Annotated in this window: 19 protein-coding genes; 15 read left to right on the top strand and 4 right to left on the bottom strand. The window is 43.3% G+C overall.

Translation table 11 applies throughout. From position 1 onward, the window contains the following. The 4 genes from Q0Y54_RS06685 to Q0Y54_RS06670 all read right to left on the bottom strand — a co-directional run. Positions 1–1521, bottom strand: a 1521-nt coding sequence (locus Q0Y54_RS06685) for a recombinase family protein (RefSeq protein ID WP_297965577.1), incomplete at its 3' end; no start/stop codon positions are given. Beyond that, on the bottom strand, positions 1508–1936 hold the full coding sequence (locus Q0Y54_RS06680) for an integrase (RefSeq protein ID WP_297965575.1): 429 nt from the start codon (positions 1934–1936) through the stop codon (positions 1508–1510). The genes Q0Y54_RS06680 and Q0Y54_RS06685, both read right to left, overlap by 14 nt. Next, complete coding sequence (locus Q0Y54_RS06675; RefSeq protein ID WP_297965573.1) at positions 1933–3486, bottom strand: recombinase family protein; 1554 nt, start codon at positions 3484–3486, stop codon at positions 1933–1935. Before Q0Y54_RS06675 ends, Q0Y54_RS06680 begins: the two co-directional genes overlap by 4 nt. Positions 3487–3538: 52 nt before the next feature. Further along, on the bottom strand, positions 3539–3739 hold the full coding sequence (locus tag Q0Y54_RS06670) for an SHOCT domain-containing protein (RefSeq protein ID WP_297965571.1): 201 nt from the start codon (positions 3737–3739) through the stop codon (positions 3539–3541). A 331-nt stretch (positions 3740–4070) separates the two neighbouring features. Here Q0Y54_RS06670 and Q0Y54_RS06665 point away from each other — a divergent pair, with 331 nt between their 5' ends. From Q0Y54_RS06665 to Q0Y54_RS06595, 15 genes are all read left to right on the top strand, one after another. Beyond that, the gene (locus tag Q0Y54_RS06665; RefSeq protein WP_297965569.1) at positions 4071–4352 is read left to right on the top strand and encodes a hypothetical protein; all 282 of its coding nucleotides are present in this window, start codon (positions 4071–4073) and stop codon (positions 4350–4352) included. Then, the gene (locus Q0Y54_RS06660; protein ID WP_297965567.1) at positions 4342–5463 is read left to right on the top strand and encodes a DUF2800 domain-containing protein; all 1122 of its coding nucleotides are present in this window, start codon (positions 4342–4344) and stop codon (positions 5461–5463) included. Before Q0Y54_RS06665 ends, Q0Y54_RS06660 begins: the two co-directional genes overlap by 11 nt. 2 nt (positions 5464–5465) lie before the next feature. Beyond that, positions 5466–6029 (top strand): DUF2815 family protein, encoded by a 564-nt coding sequence (locus Q0Y54_RS06655; protein ID WP_297965565.1) that lies wholly within the window; start codon positions 5466–5468, stop codon positions 6027–6029. Between the two features lie 10 nt (positions 6030–6039). After that, complete coding sequence (locus Q0Y54_RS06650; protein WP_297965563.1) at positions 6040–6162, top strand: hypothetical protein; 123 nt, start codon at positions 6040–6042, stop codon at positions 6160–6162. Between the two features lie 61 nt (positions 6163–6223). Beyond that, a complete protein-coding gene (locus tag Q0Y54_RS06645; RefSeq protein WP_297965561.1) occupies positions 6224–8176 on the top strand; it encodes a DNA polymerase in 1953 nt (650 codons plus the stop codon). A 120-nt stretch (positions 8177–8296) separates the two neighbouring features. Then, positions 8297–8503, top strand: a complete 207-nt coding sequence (locus Q0Y54_RS06640; RefSeq protein WP_297965559.1) for a hypothetical protein — start codon at positions 8297–8299, stop codon at positions 8501–8503. Next, complete coding sequence (locus Q0Y54_RS06635; RefSeq protein WP_297965557.1) at positions 8500–8823, top strand: DUF4406 domain-containing protein; 324 nt, start codon at positions 8500–8502, stop codon at positions 8821–8823. The genes Q0Y54_RS06640 and Q0Y54_RS06635 overlap by 4 nt, the downstream gene beginning before the upstream one ends. After that, positions 8820–11153, top strand: a complete 2334-nt coding sequence (locus tag Q0Y54_RS06630; RefSeq protein WP_297965555.1) for a virulence-associated E family protein — start codon at positions 8820–8822, stop codon at positions 11151–11153. Before Q0Y54_RS06635 ends, Q0Y54_RS06630 begins: the two co-directional genes overlap by 4 nt. 258 nt (positions 11154–11411) lie before the next feature. Next, the gene (locus tag Q0Y54_RS06625; protein ID WP_297965553.1) at positions 11412–11693 is read left to right on the top strand and encodes a VRR-NUC domain-containing protein; all 282 of its coding nucleotides are present in this window, start codon (positions 11412–11414) and stop codon (positions 11691–11693) included. A 107-nt stretch (positions 11694–11800) separates the two neighbouring features. After that, the gene (locus tag Q0Y54_RS06620; protein ID WP_297965579.1) at positions 11801–13036 is read left to right on the top strand and encodes a DEAD/DEAH box helicase; all 1236 of its coding nucleotides are present in this window, start codon (positions 11801–11803) and stop codon (positions 13034–13036) included. After that, positions 13037–13231 (top strand): hypothetical protein, encoded by a 195-nt coding sequence (locus tag Q0Y54_RS06615; RefSeq protein ID WP_297965551.1) that lies wholly within the window; start codon positions 13037–13039, stop codon positions 13229–13231. A 1-nt stretch (position 13232) separates the two neighbouring features. After that, positions 13233–13652: a hypothetical protein gene (locus Q0Y54_RS06610; RefSeq protein WP_085024330.1), complete on the top strand. Its 420-nt coding sequence runs from the start codon at positions 13233–13235 to the stop codon at positions 13650–13652. Between the two features lie 101 nt (positions 13653–13753). Continuing rightward, on the top strand, positions 13754–14119 hold the full coding sequence (locus Q0Y54_RS06605) for an HNH endonuclease (RefSeq protein WP_297965547.1): 366 nt from the start codon (positions 13754–13756) through the stop codon (positions 14117–14119). 108 nt (positions 14120–14227) lie between these two features. Beyond that, the gene (locus Q0Y54_RS06600; protein ID WP_297965525.1) at positions 14228–14797 is read left to right on the top strand and encodes a P27 family phage terminase small subunit; all 570 of its coding nucleotides are present in this window, start codon (positions 14228–14230) and stop codon (positions 14795–14797) included. Positions 14798–14802: 5 nt separating this feature from the next. Continuing rightward, a partial coding sequence (locus Q0Y54_RS06595) for a ParB/Srx family N-terminal domain-containing protein (RefSeq protein ID WP_297965523.1) occupies positions 14803–15448 on the top strand: 646 nt, incomplete at its 3' end.

Genomic DNA, 15448 nt, shown 5'->3' with positions numbered 1-15448 from the left:
GTCGTTATATACGATTATGCTATCCAGTAGCCTTCGCATCAAAGGGTCATCATATTTAGTCAACTCCTGTGGCTGCGTTTCGATGAAATCGCATACTTCTTTTATGCGATTAATGTTGGTAGTCCTCTGGAACATTTCAGTTTCGGCCTTATCCTTTATTTCCCGGAGCTTTAGGATCTCTTTTGCAATATCATCATATTGCTTCCTGTCATTAACCTTTTGTAGAAGCTCTTCCTGGAGTTTCATTAGCTTATCTTCCATGGAAACGATATCCGGGGTAGAGGAGTGGTCTATGATTTTTTGGATATTGTTCTTCAATACGTCAAGGTAGTCATTCTTTGCGGCAAGCATGGCGTTTATGGCGCGTATAACCATTTCCTTAAGGTCCTTTTCATCGATGGACTTAGAGTCGCAATCAACCCCATTCTTATTTAGCTTACTGGCACAACGCCACTTTATAAATGACTGGTTATTTCTATACCAGTGGACCCGACAAAAGACTTCATTACAGTTCCCACAGATTATTATATTGCTGAATGCGTTGTTGCTGCTGAAACTGCGCTTTTTACCATTTGGACCAATGGCTTTCTTGGTTGATCTCCTGACAAACTCACTCTGAACTTCCATGAAGAGTTTTTTAGGAATAATAGCGGGATGGCTATCTTTCACATAGTATTGAGGAACAATGCCATTGTTTTTTACTCTGGTTTTATTAAGAAAGTCCGTAGTATACGTTTTTTGAAGTAAAGCATCGCCAATGTATTTTTCATTGGTGAGGATTTTCTTAACGGTGCTAGTCCACCATTTTTTCCGCCCAGCCCCAGTTAATATTCCATCTTTTTCTAACCCCGCGGCAATTTTATCCATGCTGTAACCTAAGAGGTATTCTCGATAAATGCGTTTTACTACCTCGGCTTGCTCTGGATCAATAATTAGGTTACCATCACTGTCTTTGGTATACCCAAGGAACCAATTATGGTTTACCTGGACGTGTCCTTGTTGATACCTATACTGGAGGCCAAGTTTTACATTTTGGCTTAATGATTGGCTCTCTTGCTGGGCCAGGGAAGCCATTATAGTTATCATGACCTCGCCTTTGGCGTCCATAGTATTGATATTTTCTTTTTCAAAGAAAACAGGTATATTTAATTCCTTGAGCTTTCGGATATATTTTAAGCAGTCCAAGGTATTTCTGGCAAAACGACTTATTGATTTTGTTATAACCATATTGATTTCACCTTTTTCACAGGCGGTAATCATTTTATTAAATTCAGTTCTATTCTTGGTATTGGTCCCCGATATTCCGTCATCAGCAAATATTCCTGCAAGAGACCATTCGGGGTGGTTGTTAATGAGTTCGGTATAATGCTCAATTTGTGCTTCATAACTGGTAGCCTGTTCATCGCTATCAGTACTAACCCGGCAGTATGCTGCAACTTTTAGCTTAGGGCGAGCTTCTAAGGTTTTTGTTGCCGCAGTGGATTTTCTGGCCGGAATAACCATTACTTTATTTTTCGTCATGTTCATCCTCCTCAATTAGGGCATACATGTATTGGGCTTCCTCAAAAGAATCCTTAAATTCCATATTAGTTGTTGAAGGCATTTTAAAATGTGTGGGAACCACAATCCTTCTGCCTTTACCTGTCCTGTTGAGTCGCCCAAGCTGGGCGGCTCTTTTTTGTATCTCACATTCTGCTTGTTTGAACATATCTGGGGATATTATTGCTGGGTAAAAATCGTCTCCAAGATAATGCTTATTCATCAGTATCCTTTTGGCAGAACAGTGTCTGCACGTGAAACCAGCCTTTTTAGCTGCATTTGTAAGACTAAGCCCAGAAAGATAATCAGTAAAAAATTGGTGCAGAATATTGGCTTCTGTATCATTTATCTCAGCCTTGCCATTTATTAGTTCATATCCAAATGGTATGGTTTTCATTTAAGCACCTCCCTTAGAATTAAGCCGCATTTTAGCTCTATTGCTATTTCATTTCTTGAATGAACAGTAATTTTACTTTCAAATCGTGATAGTAAGTCCTCATTGTATTCAGTTTGCATATTGCTGTGATTACAAAAATAGAGGAGCTCTTTCAATGAAGCCAGAGCAGTAGTCTCACTAGATGTGTCTCTATTTAATGCTTCCAGTTCAGTTAAACAGTCATCACGATTTTTCATTAGAACATTTTGCTCTCTGGTGAAGATTACTGAATCTATGAATCCCTTACCTAAAAGGTCTTGCAGTTGGCGTTTTTTATCAGTAAGGGAAATAAGCATTTTTTCAAGTTCTTTAATTCTGGTGATATTATCATCAGTGCCATTGGATATGATTTTATGTACCAATGGTTTAAGAATAATATCTTTGGCGAATATCAACTTATTTAGCATGGTGGTAAATGCAGTCTCAATGGCATCATTACGAATGAACAACATAGAGCATACGCTTTTATTTGAAATGTGATTTTTGCAACACCATGCAATATAGGGATTGGTTTTGCTGGCGTGTGTCCTGCGAATGAAATAGGCTCCACATTCGCCACATATTATTTTCCCAGAAAGGGCGTACCGTTTATTTGTTGTATAGGATGTAATATTTTTTTCTTTACGATGTTGCTTCATAAGCTCTTGAGCCAGCGCGAAGTCATCTTTTGTGATAATTGCCTCATGGTGATTGGCACAGTAAAATTGATCTCTTTCCCCATGGTTATTTGTACGCTGTTTAAAATGTGGCCCCCTATATGTTTTTTGAAAGATAACATCACCTGTATATTTTTCATTTTTCAACATTCTGATAATAGTATTATTGCTCCATTTCGGTGAGCGCTTGGGGTGTAAACCACGTTCATTTAGTGAATTGACTATTGACGTAATAGTATGGCCATGAAGATATTTATCGAATATTTCTTTTACGATTGTGGCTTCATTTTTGTCAATAATCATTTCTGTTCCATTCCATTTATAACCAAATGGCGGGTAGGAAAGTTTGAATGTTCCGTTTCTGAACCTATTGTTTATGCCCCAGGTAATATTCTGGGAAATCATTTCAGACTCGTTTTCCGCTATAGCACTCATAACTGATAGAAGAAGTTCACTATCTAATGTACCAGTGTTTATTCTTTCCTTCTCAAAAAATATTGGGATAGAAAGCTCCTTTAATCTACGCACTATATACAGACAATCAGTTACATTTCTGGAAAGTCTGCTTATTGATTTGGTAAGAACCATATCTATTTTATGGGCTTCGCAGTCGCTGATTAAACGTAAAAGTGAAGGCCGCTGGTATATGTTAGTTCCTGTTATTCCTTCGTCATAATAGATCCCGGCTAGGCACCAATTATTTCTGGAAGATATCATTTGTTCATAATGTTGCTTTTGGGCAGTAAGGCTTTCTAGCTGGTCATCATTTCCTGTTGATACCCGGCAATAGGCAGCTACCTTAATAGTTTGGCCTACTGGCTCTGCAACAGGAGTAATCCTAGTTACTGTTTTCACTTAATCACCTTCTTTCGGTAGTGTCATATATTAGCTCTCAATCCGTGGTGGTTCAAGTTATATTCGGTAAGATATCAACTAAATACGGTGAAAATGATGCTCTGTTTAATTGAGTAATTTTTACATATTCATCTCTACTTATAAATCCTGCATCAAGTATGTTGTTAAGAATTTGCTGGGCTATATGGTAGCCAAAATCTCGCTTCAGTTCATCTGTAGTAGGCTCAACTGCCTGTGGGATAGTTTTACTCATAGTAATACCTCCAATTTGTGTTATTTCACTATCCCAATGGGGTTGAAACGGTGATTTTGACGATGAAAACAAAAAAAACCTGACTGCTTTTAGTCAGGATTTTTTATATAAAAAGGAAGCAAAAAAAATTCTTGAAGAATTTCGTCAAAATGTATTTTTTTCCCCCATTGGTTATGTGAAGGACGACAACGAAACAGTCCTATCACTGGAGGTGAACATATGAATAGTAGGGACGTCGATAAGGAACTGGTCCAGATTCTCAATGCTATCAGCATTGTTACTGGCAGAGTAGTAGAAAATTTGAAAGATAAGTTGAAAGGGGAATGTGACAATGAGTGCAAAGGAAGATTTATTGGCGAGGCTAAAAGATATCGCATCGTCTATTAATGAGGTTATCGAGAACTTGGAGGATAATGAGTCATCCGATAGGTCAGAACCAGAAATTACTCTCGAGCAAATTCGAGGAATTATGGCTAGTAAGGCTCAGAATGGGTATGCCAATGACTTGAGAAAAATCATTAGTAAGTATGGTGGAGAAAAGCTGTCGGATATTTCCAAAGAACGCTACCAAGCACTCTTGAAAGATGTGGAGGCGATTGGAAATGCCAGCTGAAGGACACGCAACTTTACCAGCATCTTCTGCTTTAATGTGGCTTAATTGTTCGCAATCAATCAGAATGGGAGAGTCCTACAAAGATCAGCCAAGTGAATATGCTGCAGAGGGTACTGAAGCCCATGCCTTGGGAGAATACAAGGTACTTAAGGCTCTTAAAAGGAAGGCTACAAATCCCACCAAAAAACTGAAATACTTCTGCGAGGAAATGGAAAATTGCACTGATGGTTACCGTGATCTTGTCATGGAACTGGTAAGAATGGCCAAGGAAAAGTGCGATGATCCATTAATATTGGTGGAGCAGAGAGTTGATCTTTCCTACTGGATTCCAGAGGGATTCGGCACAGCTGATGCCCTGATAGTTGCCGATGGCGTTCTTACTATCTGTGATTATAAGCATGGCAAGGGGATAGCTGTTGATGCTACCGATAATCCCCAGCTTAAGTGCTATGCCCTGGGAGCTCTGGCAATGTTTGACAGCATCTATGACATTGATAATGTCCATCTGGTTATCTACCAGCCCCGAAGGGAGAATATCTCCGAGTTTGATATAAGCAAGAATGACCTTTATAAATGGGCAGAAGAAGAACTCCGCCCACGCGCCGAGCTTGCGTATAAAGGAGAGGGTGAATTCTCTTGTGGTGAGTGGTGTAGGTTCTGTAAGGCAAAGCATGAGTGCCGGGCAAGAGCCGAGGCTAATCTGCTACTTGCCAAATATGATTTCCAGTTACCACCAACACTCTCTGATTCAGAGATAGCGGTAATTTTGGATAAGGCGGATGGGTTGGTATCCTGGGCAAATGATATCAAGGCCTATGCTTTGCAGATGGCCATAGCTGGGAAGGAATGGCAAGGATGGAAACTGGTGGAAGGCCGCTCCAACCGTAAGATTTCCAATGAAGAAGCGGTCATTGAAGCAGTAACTGCTATGGGCAAAGACCCATTCGAGAAGAAACTTCTGAGTGTTACCGCTCTGGAGAAGCTGCTGGGTAAGAGTAAGTTTAATGAAATTATTGGGCAGTATGTAGTTAAGCCAGCCGGAAAACCTACATTGGTGCCGGAGAGCGACAAAAGACAAGCAATTAATAGTGATTTCAAGGAGGCAAAATAATTATGGCAAAAGTGAATAATCCTATGAAGGTAATTACCGGTGAGCGTACTCGTTGGAGTTATGCCAATGTGTGGGAGCCAAAATCAATCAATGGTGGTGCTCCTAAGTGTTCTGTAAGTCTCATTATCCCGAAGGATGATACCGAGACAGTAGAAAAAATCGAAAAGGCCATTCAGGCAGCTTATACCGAGGGAGCTGGTAAGCTCAAGGGCAACGGCCGTACCGTTCCAGCGCTGTCTGCTATTAAGACCCCGCTTCGTGATGGTGATACTGAGCGTCCTGATGATGCTGCGTATGCCAACAGCTATTTCGTTAATGCTAACAGCCCTAATCCACCGGGAATTGTAGATGCATCTTGTCAGCCTATTATCGACCGCAGCGAAGTCTACAGCGGTGTTTATGGCCGTGCCAGCATCAACTTCTATGCGTATAACAAGAATGGCAACAAGGGCATCGCTTGCGGGCTCAACAATCTGCAGAAGATTAAGGATGGCGAGCCTCTTGGTGGTCGTAGCAGTGCAGAGGATGATTTTGCAACTGAGTCCAATGAAGATTTCCTGAGTTGAGGTGTTTTGTATGGAATTTAATGAGTTTGCTAAATACTTTAACATCATGGTCTTAGCATACCTTGTTGGTGCAATGGGCTGGTACTTTGTTTTCAAAGCAATCGGTCGTTTGATGGATAAGTGGCATAAGTGATTATATGAAGGCGGCGGTAGAGGATTATCCTTTACCGCTTTGCTTTATATGGAGGAGCTATATGAATACAATCAGTATCGATTTGGAAACGTATTCTGATGTAGATATTGGAAAATGTGGTGTCTACAAGTATGCGGAGTCCCCCAATTTTGAAATCCTGTTATTTGCTTACTCGGTTGATGGCGGTGGTGTGACTGTCATTGATATCACTAACGGTGAAAAAATCCCAGATGAGATAATTAGTGCCCTGTCAGACCATAATATTACCAAGTGGGCGTTTAATAGCCAGTTTGAACGCATATGTCTTTCTGAGTACCTACATAGGCACTATTCCTTAGATACGCATTATCTGAGTCCAGCATCATGGAAGTGCTCCATGACATGGTGTGCTTATATGGGCCTTCCCATGTCTCTTGCTGGGGCCGGGGCGATACTTGGACTTGAACAGCAGAAAATTACTGAGGGTAAGGAGCTTATAAGATATTTCTGTGTTCCATGTAAGCCTACCAAGGCCAATGGGGGCCGCACCCGGAACCTGCCGATTCATGATAAGGATAAGTGGGACAGGTTCAAGAAATACAATATCCGCGATGTAGAGGTCGAGATGGCCATACAGGACAGGCTTCAAAAATTCCCGGTACCAGATTTTGTGTGGGAGGAGTTTTGGCTTGATCAACAGATAAACGACAGGGGAATTGCTGTGGATATGGAATTTGCAAAAAATGCAATATCCTTTGATGCCAAGTCCCGTGAAGCTTTGATGGACGAGATTAAGGATATAACTGGTCTTGACAATCCCAACAGTGTCATGCAGCTAAAAGACTGGCTGATTGAGCAAGGAATGGAGGTAACCAGTCTTGATAAAAAGGCTGTAAGTGCAATGCTCCCAGTAGCACCGCCCAATGTACAGAAGGTATTGGGAATAAGGAAGAAGCTGGCGAAGTCATCTGTAAAGAAGTATCAGGCGATGGAAAATGCTGTCTGCAAAGATGGTAGAGCCAGGGGAATGTTCAGGTTTTATGGGGCAAATAGGACTGGCCGTTTTGCGGGGCGGCTGATTCAATTACAGAACCTTCCCCAGAACCATATCAGCGACCTTGCAGAAGCAAGAAAGCTTGTAAAAGCCGCCCCGTTTGAAGTAATGGAGCTGCTCTACGATGATATCCCTGATACACTCTCTCAGCTTATCCGCACAGCCTTTGTACCTCAGGATGGGTATAAGTTTATTGTTGCTGACTTTAGTGCCATTGAGGCCAGAGTGCTGGCGTACCTTGCTGGGGAACAGTGGGTGCTGGATACCTTTGCTCGTGGGGAAGATATTTACTGTGCCACGGCTTCAAGAATGTTTCATTGTACGGTCGTAAAAAATGGCGAGAACGGGGAACTCAGGCAAAAAGGCAAGCAGGCAACTTTGAGCTGCGGATATGGCGGGTCTGTAGGTGCTCTTATAGCTATGGGAGCCTTGGAGTCCGGCATGCGGGAAGAAGAACTCCAGCCTTTGGTGGATGCGTGGAGAAAGGCAAATCCAAATATCGTAAATTTCTGGTGGGCCGTTGATAGGGCCGTAAAAGAAGCTGTCATCCAGCATACCACAACAAGCACACATGGAATTAAGTTTATCTGCAAAAGTGGAATGCTCTTTATTGAACTTCCAAGCGGACGCAGGCTGTCTTATGTGAAGCCCAGAATGGGAGTCAACAAGTTTGGTAGTGAGTCTGTTACCTACGAGGGTACCAATGGTACCACCAAGAAGTGGGAGCGGCTTGAAAGCTACGGGCCTAAATTCGTTGAGAACATTGTTCAGGGAACAAGCAGGGATATTCTAATGTTTGCAATGAAAAACTTGTCTGAGTTAAAGATTTGTGGTCATGTGCATGATGAGGTTATTGTGGAATGCCGCCCAGATATTAGTGTTGATACAATCTGCAAAATTATGGGGCAGGCACCAACTTGGACACCTGGTTTACTGCTTAGGGCTGATGGCTACGAATGTGATTTTTATAAAAAAGATTAAATTTAATATCGTCAAAATGGCATTTTTTTCTCCATTGGTATAGTGGAAGGGTAAATGCCATCTTGTCTAGGCGTTTATCCTTATCGCGGATAAACGCTTATTTTTATTGGAGGTGTTTTTGTGTTTTACGTCAAGGAAACTATCAATGAAGCCGTTGAGGTAAAAATTGACATTGCTGACAATGTGTTCTGCCAGTGTCCTAAATGTGGCACGGAAGTAGAGATTGAGTTATCGGACTTTATTGGGGATAAAGAATTTGATCTCTATGGCAGTTCTGTTTGCTGCGAGAAGTGTTCAAGAAAATTCTTCAGGGAGGTATCGAAATGAAGAAAGTGTATGTCTCAAGCCAACTTAGGGGAAATGTTCAGTCCAATATCTCCAAAGCCCAATGGTATGCCCGTTTTGTAGCAGAACGCGGGAATCTGCCGATAGCTCCGCATATCTATTTCACCCAGTTCCTTCGTGACCATATACCGGAAGAGCGTGATCTGGCCATGGATATGAACAGGGAGCTTCTTGAGTGGTGTGATGAGCTGTGGGTGTTTGGGGAAGTTATCTCTGAGGGAATGAAGCAGGAGATTGAATGGGCGAATGATAAGCCTATCCGCTATTTTACGGAGGAGATGAAGGAGGTTAGGAAGGCATGAGAGAGTTAGCAATAGCTTATGGGGCAAGCTGTCATGCAAAGCAGTGGTCAAATAAAACAATAACCTTTGATGAATTGTGCGAGAGGCTTCAAAACACAATCCGCACTCCTGAGACGGTGGAAGATTACAAAAAAATGAAAAAATCTGAAAGAGATCAGGTCAAGGACAAAGGCGGATTTGTGGCTGGTTCCCTTAAAGGCGGCAGTCGAAAGATTGAAGCTGTTGTTTGCCGTTCAATGCTGTCTGCTGATGTGGATGAAGCACCGAAGGGGTTTATTGAAAATTATGTGTCTAAAGCCCAGTACGCGTCATGCCTTTATACTACACACAGTCATACGCCCACAAGAGAGCGCGTAAGAATAGTTGTTCCCCTTACCCGTGATGTTACCCCGGAAGAATACATTGCCATAAGCAGATATTTTGCCAAGGACTGGGGAATTGATTATTTCGATGTGTGCTCCTACAAGCCAAATCAGCTTATGTACTGGCCTACTACACCAGCAAATGGGGAATATGTGTTTAAACGCATAGATGGAGACTGGCTTGATCCGGATGAGGTGCTTGCAGAGCACCCCGAGTGGCGGGATATTTCCCTGCTCCCCACCAATATCAATGAGAGTGTTGCAAAAGCACATAATTACAAGAAACAGCAGAACCCACTTGAAAAGAAGGGCGTTGTGGGAGCTTATTGCAGAGCACATTCCATAACAGATGTTATTGAATATGAGCTCAGCGATATCTATGAGCGTTCTGCAAACAACCCTTCCCGCTATGACTTCAAAAAGGGTGAGTCCACGGCTGGTGTCGTGATATATGAGGATATGTTTGCCTATAGCCATCATGCAACCGACCCAGCTGGGGGGCGACTTCTGAATGCATTTGACCTTGTAAGAATCCATCGCTTTGGTGATGATAAAGACTCTGTTTCCAAGATGATAGAGTTTGCATTAAACGACAGTGCGGTAAATATGGAGCTTTTTAAGGAAAAGCAGGAACAGGCATCAAAGGAATTTGAGAACTGGGAAGATGGCCTTGAAAGAGATAAACGGGGAAACATTATAAACAGTTTGGGGAACCTCCAGAGGATACTTGAACACGATGAGAACCTTACTGAGATTCGGATGAATAGGCTGGCTGACAATATTGAGGTCGGGGCGGGTGTTCCATGGATTCATGCATCGGATTTTTGGCGTGATGAAGATGATGCACAGCTCGTCTGTTATGTAGATAGAAAATATGGCTCATTTTCCGCGAGAAATTTCCAGATTGCTGTAACCAAAGTGTCAGCCGACAGAGGGTACCATCCGATTATAGATTATTTCAATAATCTGCCTGAGTGGGACGGTATAAGACGTGTCGACAGCCTGCTTATTGATTATCTTGGGGCTGTTGACAATGCCTATGTCAGGGCAGTTACCAGAAAGACACTGTGTGCGGCAGTGGCAAGGATATACCATCCGGGAATAAAGTTTGACAGTATTTTGGTATTCAACGGTCCCCAGGGAATCGGAAAATCCACATTTATTTTTAAATTGGGCGGAGACTGGTACTCTGACAGTTTAAGTTTAACGGATATGAACGACAAAACTGCTGCCGAGAAGCTGCAGGGGTACTGGTTAATGGAAATCGGTGAGCTTGCAGGAATGAAAAAAGCTGATGTGGACAGGGTGAAGGCCTTTATTTCAAGGCAGGATGATAAGTATCGGGCCAGTTATGGCAGACGTGTTATTTCGCATCCAAGGCAATGTGTGTTCTTTGGCACTACCAATACCGAGAACGGGTATCTGAGGGATATTACCGGTAACAGAAGATTCTGGAACGTAAAGACCCCCGGCGGAAAAGACCGTCATCCATGGGAACTTACCCAGAAAGAAGTCCAGCAGATATGGGCTGAAGCACATGTCCTTTATCGTGCAGGAGAAAAACTGTTTCTTGAAGCTGACCTTGAGGTTATGGCACATGATGAACAGAGTGAAGCCCTTGAATACGATGACAGGGAAGGTCTGGTGCAGGAGTATCTGAATACATTACTGCCTGATGACTGGGACAGAATGGATATTTTTTCCAGACGTGAATTCCTGGAAGGCGGGGATAATCCTACCATCCCTATTGGGACTGCAAAGAGAAATGAAGTATGCAATATGGAGATTTGGTGTGAGTGCTTCGGTAAACGCAAGGAAGATATGACACCATCTGACAGTTACAGGATTGCGGCTATTATGTCACGTTTAAAGGATTGGGAAAAATCTCCTGCAAGAATGACCTTTCCGATTTATGGCAGACAGCGGATTTATGTTCGTAAAGGACAAAATGCTGTCCACAATCCATAACTTGTCACAAGAAATGTCCATGGTATCAATCCATATCTACCAAGGGCTGAGCGGTAGTTATGGATAAGTGGACAAGATATTTCTATTTAATATTTATATAAAAAAAGAAAAGCTATCCTGTACGCGCGCGTATACGCACACGCGTATATAGGGAAAATTTGGTCAACTGTCCGTCCAAATAGCCATAAACCCTTGATTTTAAAGGGTTTATGGTTGGACAGCTTTCGGACGGTGAGTATTTTAGGACAGGAGGAAACCATGTTAGAAAAGCAAATTGAGAGAAAACTCTACGATGAGGTCAAAAAAATAGAAGGTATGTGCTTAAAGCAGACTGGAATGGCGGGTATTCCTGACAGACTGGTGCTTCTCCCGGGTGGCAGGTGCGCATTTGTGGAGCTTAAGGCTCCCGGGGAAAAGCCAAGAAAACTGCAGCTGATGAGAATGAAACAGCTTAAAAAGCTGGGATTCAAATGTTTTGTAATTGATGGAGCAGAGCAGATTAAGCCTGTCATCGATTCCATTGAGGGAGGTGATGCCTAATGAAGTTCATTCCACATGATTATCAGAAGTATGCAATCGACTTTGTTAAGAACAATGCAATCTCCTGCCTCTTGCTGGATATGGGCTTGGGTTGAGGCAAGACAGCAATAACCCTCACAGCATTAAAGGATTTGCTGGATAAAGGAGTGGTGAAGCGTGTTCTTGTTATCGCACCACTGAGAGTTGCACGAGATACATGGCCAGCTGAGATAAAGAAATGGGATCATATACGTGGGCTCCGACACACTGTTGCTGTTGGCAGCACCAAGGAAAGAATGGCAGCCATTAATGACAGCTCGGCCCAGATAGTTATCATCAACAGGGAGAATGTTGATTGGCTGGTAAAACACTGCGATTGGAACTTTGATATGGTGGTCATAGATGAGTTGAGTTCATTTAAGAACCATAGAAGTAAGCGCTTCAAAGCAATGTGCAGGATGCGGCCGTTTGTTAAAAGAATTGTAGGTCTTACTGGAACACCTTCCAGCAACGGACTGATGGACCTTTGGGCGCAGTTCAAGATTCTGGATTATGGAAAGAGACTGGGGCGGTTCATCGGAAATTACCGTGAGTGGTATTTCCGGCCGGACAAGATGAACGGGTATATTGTGTATTCTTACAAGCCACTTCCATTTGCGGAAAAGGAAATCTATGAGAAAATCTCGGACATCACCATATCAATGTCAGCCATTGACCACCTTGATATGCCGGAACTCATCACCAATGAGATAGAAGTGGAGATGAGTCCAAAGGAACGAGCCAAATATGATGAACTAAAAGATGAGATGGTTATGGAGCTCCCGGATGGAGCTATTACTGCCGCCAATGCTGCAAGTCTTACCAACAAGCTGTGTCAGATGTCCAATGGCAGGATCTATGATGAGAGTAAGAATGTGGTGAAAATCCACGACCGTAAGCTGGATGCCCTTGAGGACATTATCGAGTCAGCCAACGGTCAGCCGCTTCTCATCGCATATTGGTTTAAGCATGACCTTGAATCCATCAGCAGTCGGTTCAAGGTAAGAGAGATAAAGACCAGTGCTGATATTACTTATTGGAATGAAGGCAAAATCCCTGTGGCTGTTATCCATCCCGCTTCAGCTGGCCATGGACTGAACCTTCAAGCAGGAGGAAACACACTGGTCTGGTTCGGTCTTACCTGGTCCCTGGAGCTTTACCAGCAGACTAACGCAAGACTCTGGAGACAGGGACAGTCAGCAAGTACTGTTGTTATCCAGCACATCATCTGCAAGGATACAGTTGATGGCAGAATCCTCAAGGCTCTTAAGGATAAGGATACAACCCAGTCGGCACTCATTGATGCAGTCAAGGCGGTGATATAGATGTGTGAGAGTGGTGTTTTTAACCTTGTGCAGGCCATCGTAAAACAGGCAGCCAAGGACTACAGAGATGTCAGATACAAGAAGGAATCATACGAAAAGGATAAGCTTGAGGAGTTTTTCCTTTCCAAATGGTTCAGTGACCTCACTGGGCTTGATGGCGAGATGGTTCTTGGAAGGCTTAAGGCAGGTGACTAATTTGACAGCAATAGAGTATTTTAATCAGGCAAGGCTGCTTGATGTTGAAATTAATACTTTGATAGAGGAAGCTCAGTCCATTCGCGACATGGCAACAAAGGTCACTTCAGTTATGACAGATATGCCTGGTTCTCCATTGAAGAACAACGATGGGTATGAGGAAACATTGGTAAAACTGGCAGACTACAACAGAGAAATCAACAGCAAAATTGACAACTTGGTAGACTTGAAGCATAGCATGATTGAGATAATTAATCAGTTACCCAAAATGGAGCACCGCATTGTACTTGTTAAGAGATATCTGTTCAACAAGTGCTGGGAGCAGATAGCGGTTGACATGGGGTATGAAAAACGGCAGGTGCAACGGTTTCATGACAATGCGATTAGAATTATTAATAAAACATGTCACACCATGTCATAGAATGTCATGTCAAGTTTTTGATATAGTTAGAGTGGACAAAGTAAGATAAGACAAGCCATCAGGGAGCAATCCTTGGTGGCTTTTCTATTGGAGTGATTAGTATGCCAAGGAAACCAATGAAGCCTTGCAAGCACCCTGGCTGTCCGAAGCTGACTGATGGGTACTACTGCAAGGAACATGAAGCCATGCATCAGAAAGACTACGAGCGAACCCCGGAGGAGCGTAAACGTTACGGCTATCAATGGAAGAAGGCTCGTAAGAGATATGTAGCTGCACACCCTGTCTGTGAGATGTGTCTGTTAAATAAGCGGATAACACCTGTCGAGGAAGTGCATCATATCCTGCCACTGGATCACGGTGGTAATCATAATCCACTGAACCTCATGAGTCTGTGTAAGGCTTGTCACAGTCGTATTACGGCACTCATGGGCGATAGGTGGAACAAGAAGAAGGAATACACGTACTGAGGGGGAGGGGGGCCTAAAATCTCTGTGGAGCGGACGCTTGTCCAGCGGGCACCCCCCTCGCGCAGAAAAAGTGCGATTTCAGAAGGGTAAAAGGAAGGAGTGTTCGGTTTGCCGACTAAATCAAATAATATTGGAGGGCGTGGAGGTGCTAGGCCAGGTGCTGGTCGCAAGAAGAAAGCACTGGCTGACAAGGTGGGCACAGGCAATCCAGGCGGCAGACCGTTAGTTGTCTTAGATATTCCTGATATGCCTGAACCGGTCGAACTTGAAGGTGCTGATATGCCGGAGCCAAGGGAGTTCCTCTCCGCCCAGCAGCGTGATGGTAGTGAACTCGAGGCCAAGGAGATTTATACGGAAACATGGAACTGGCTGAAACGCCTCGGTATGCATCCCAAGATTAGTAAACAGCTCTTGGAGCGTTACGCCATGTGCTCTGCCAGATGGATTCAGTGTGAGGAGCTGACCAGTCGTATGGGTATGCTCAGTAAGCACCCGACATCCGGCAAGCCAATAACCTCGCCGTTTATAAACATTGGCATTAACTATATGAATCAGGCCAACAGGCTGTGGAATGAGATATTCCAAATAGTAAAAGAGAACTGCGTTACCGGCTATGAGGGAGACACTCCGTCAGATGATTTGATGGAGCGTCTGCTGAGAGCCAGGGAAAGGAAATGATATTAATGGGAGAACTGAAATACGAGCTGGTCGATGTAGACCAGCTTATTCCTTATGTGAATAATGCCAGGACACACTCACCAGAACAGGTGACCAAGCTGGCAAGTGCTATCAAAGAGTTTGGGTTTATTAATCCAGTGATAACAGACGGAGAACATGGCATTTTGGCAGGACATGGCAGAATCGCCGCTGCAAAGCAACTGGGATTAAAACAGGTACCATGTGTCTCCGCTGCTTATCTTACTGAAGCACAGAAGAAAGCATATATCCTGGCAGATAACAGATTGTCTTTGGATGCTGGCTGGGACGATGAGCTTTTAAAGATTGAGATTGAGTCCCTTGAAAGTGAGGGGTTCGACATCGGTCTTACAGGCTTTGATGAAAAGGAACTGGCTGACCTCTTTGGCACAGATGATAAAGATACTGAGGACGATGACTTTGATGTAAATGCTGCTCTTGACGCAGCTGCCTTTGTTGAGCCAGGAGATCTTTGGCTCCTGGGAGAACACCGCCTGTTGTGTGGTGATTCCACAAATCCAAAAGATGTAGCTACACTTATGAACGGGCAGAAGGCAAATGTGTGTATTACTGACCCGCCTTATAACTGTGCTTATAAGGGTGGTACCGGAATGACTATCATGAACGACAAGT

It is taken from the genome of uncultured Anaerovibrio sp. (assembly GCF_947302755.1).
GTDB lineage: Bacteria > Bacillota > Negativicutes > Selenomonadales > Selenomonadaceae > Anaerovibrio.
The sequence above is the reverse complement of the archived record's forward strand: the minus strand, read 5'-3'. Positions and strand labels throughout refer to the sequence as shown.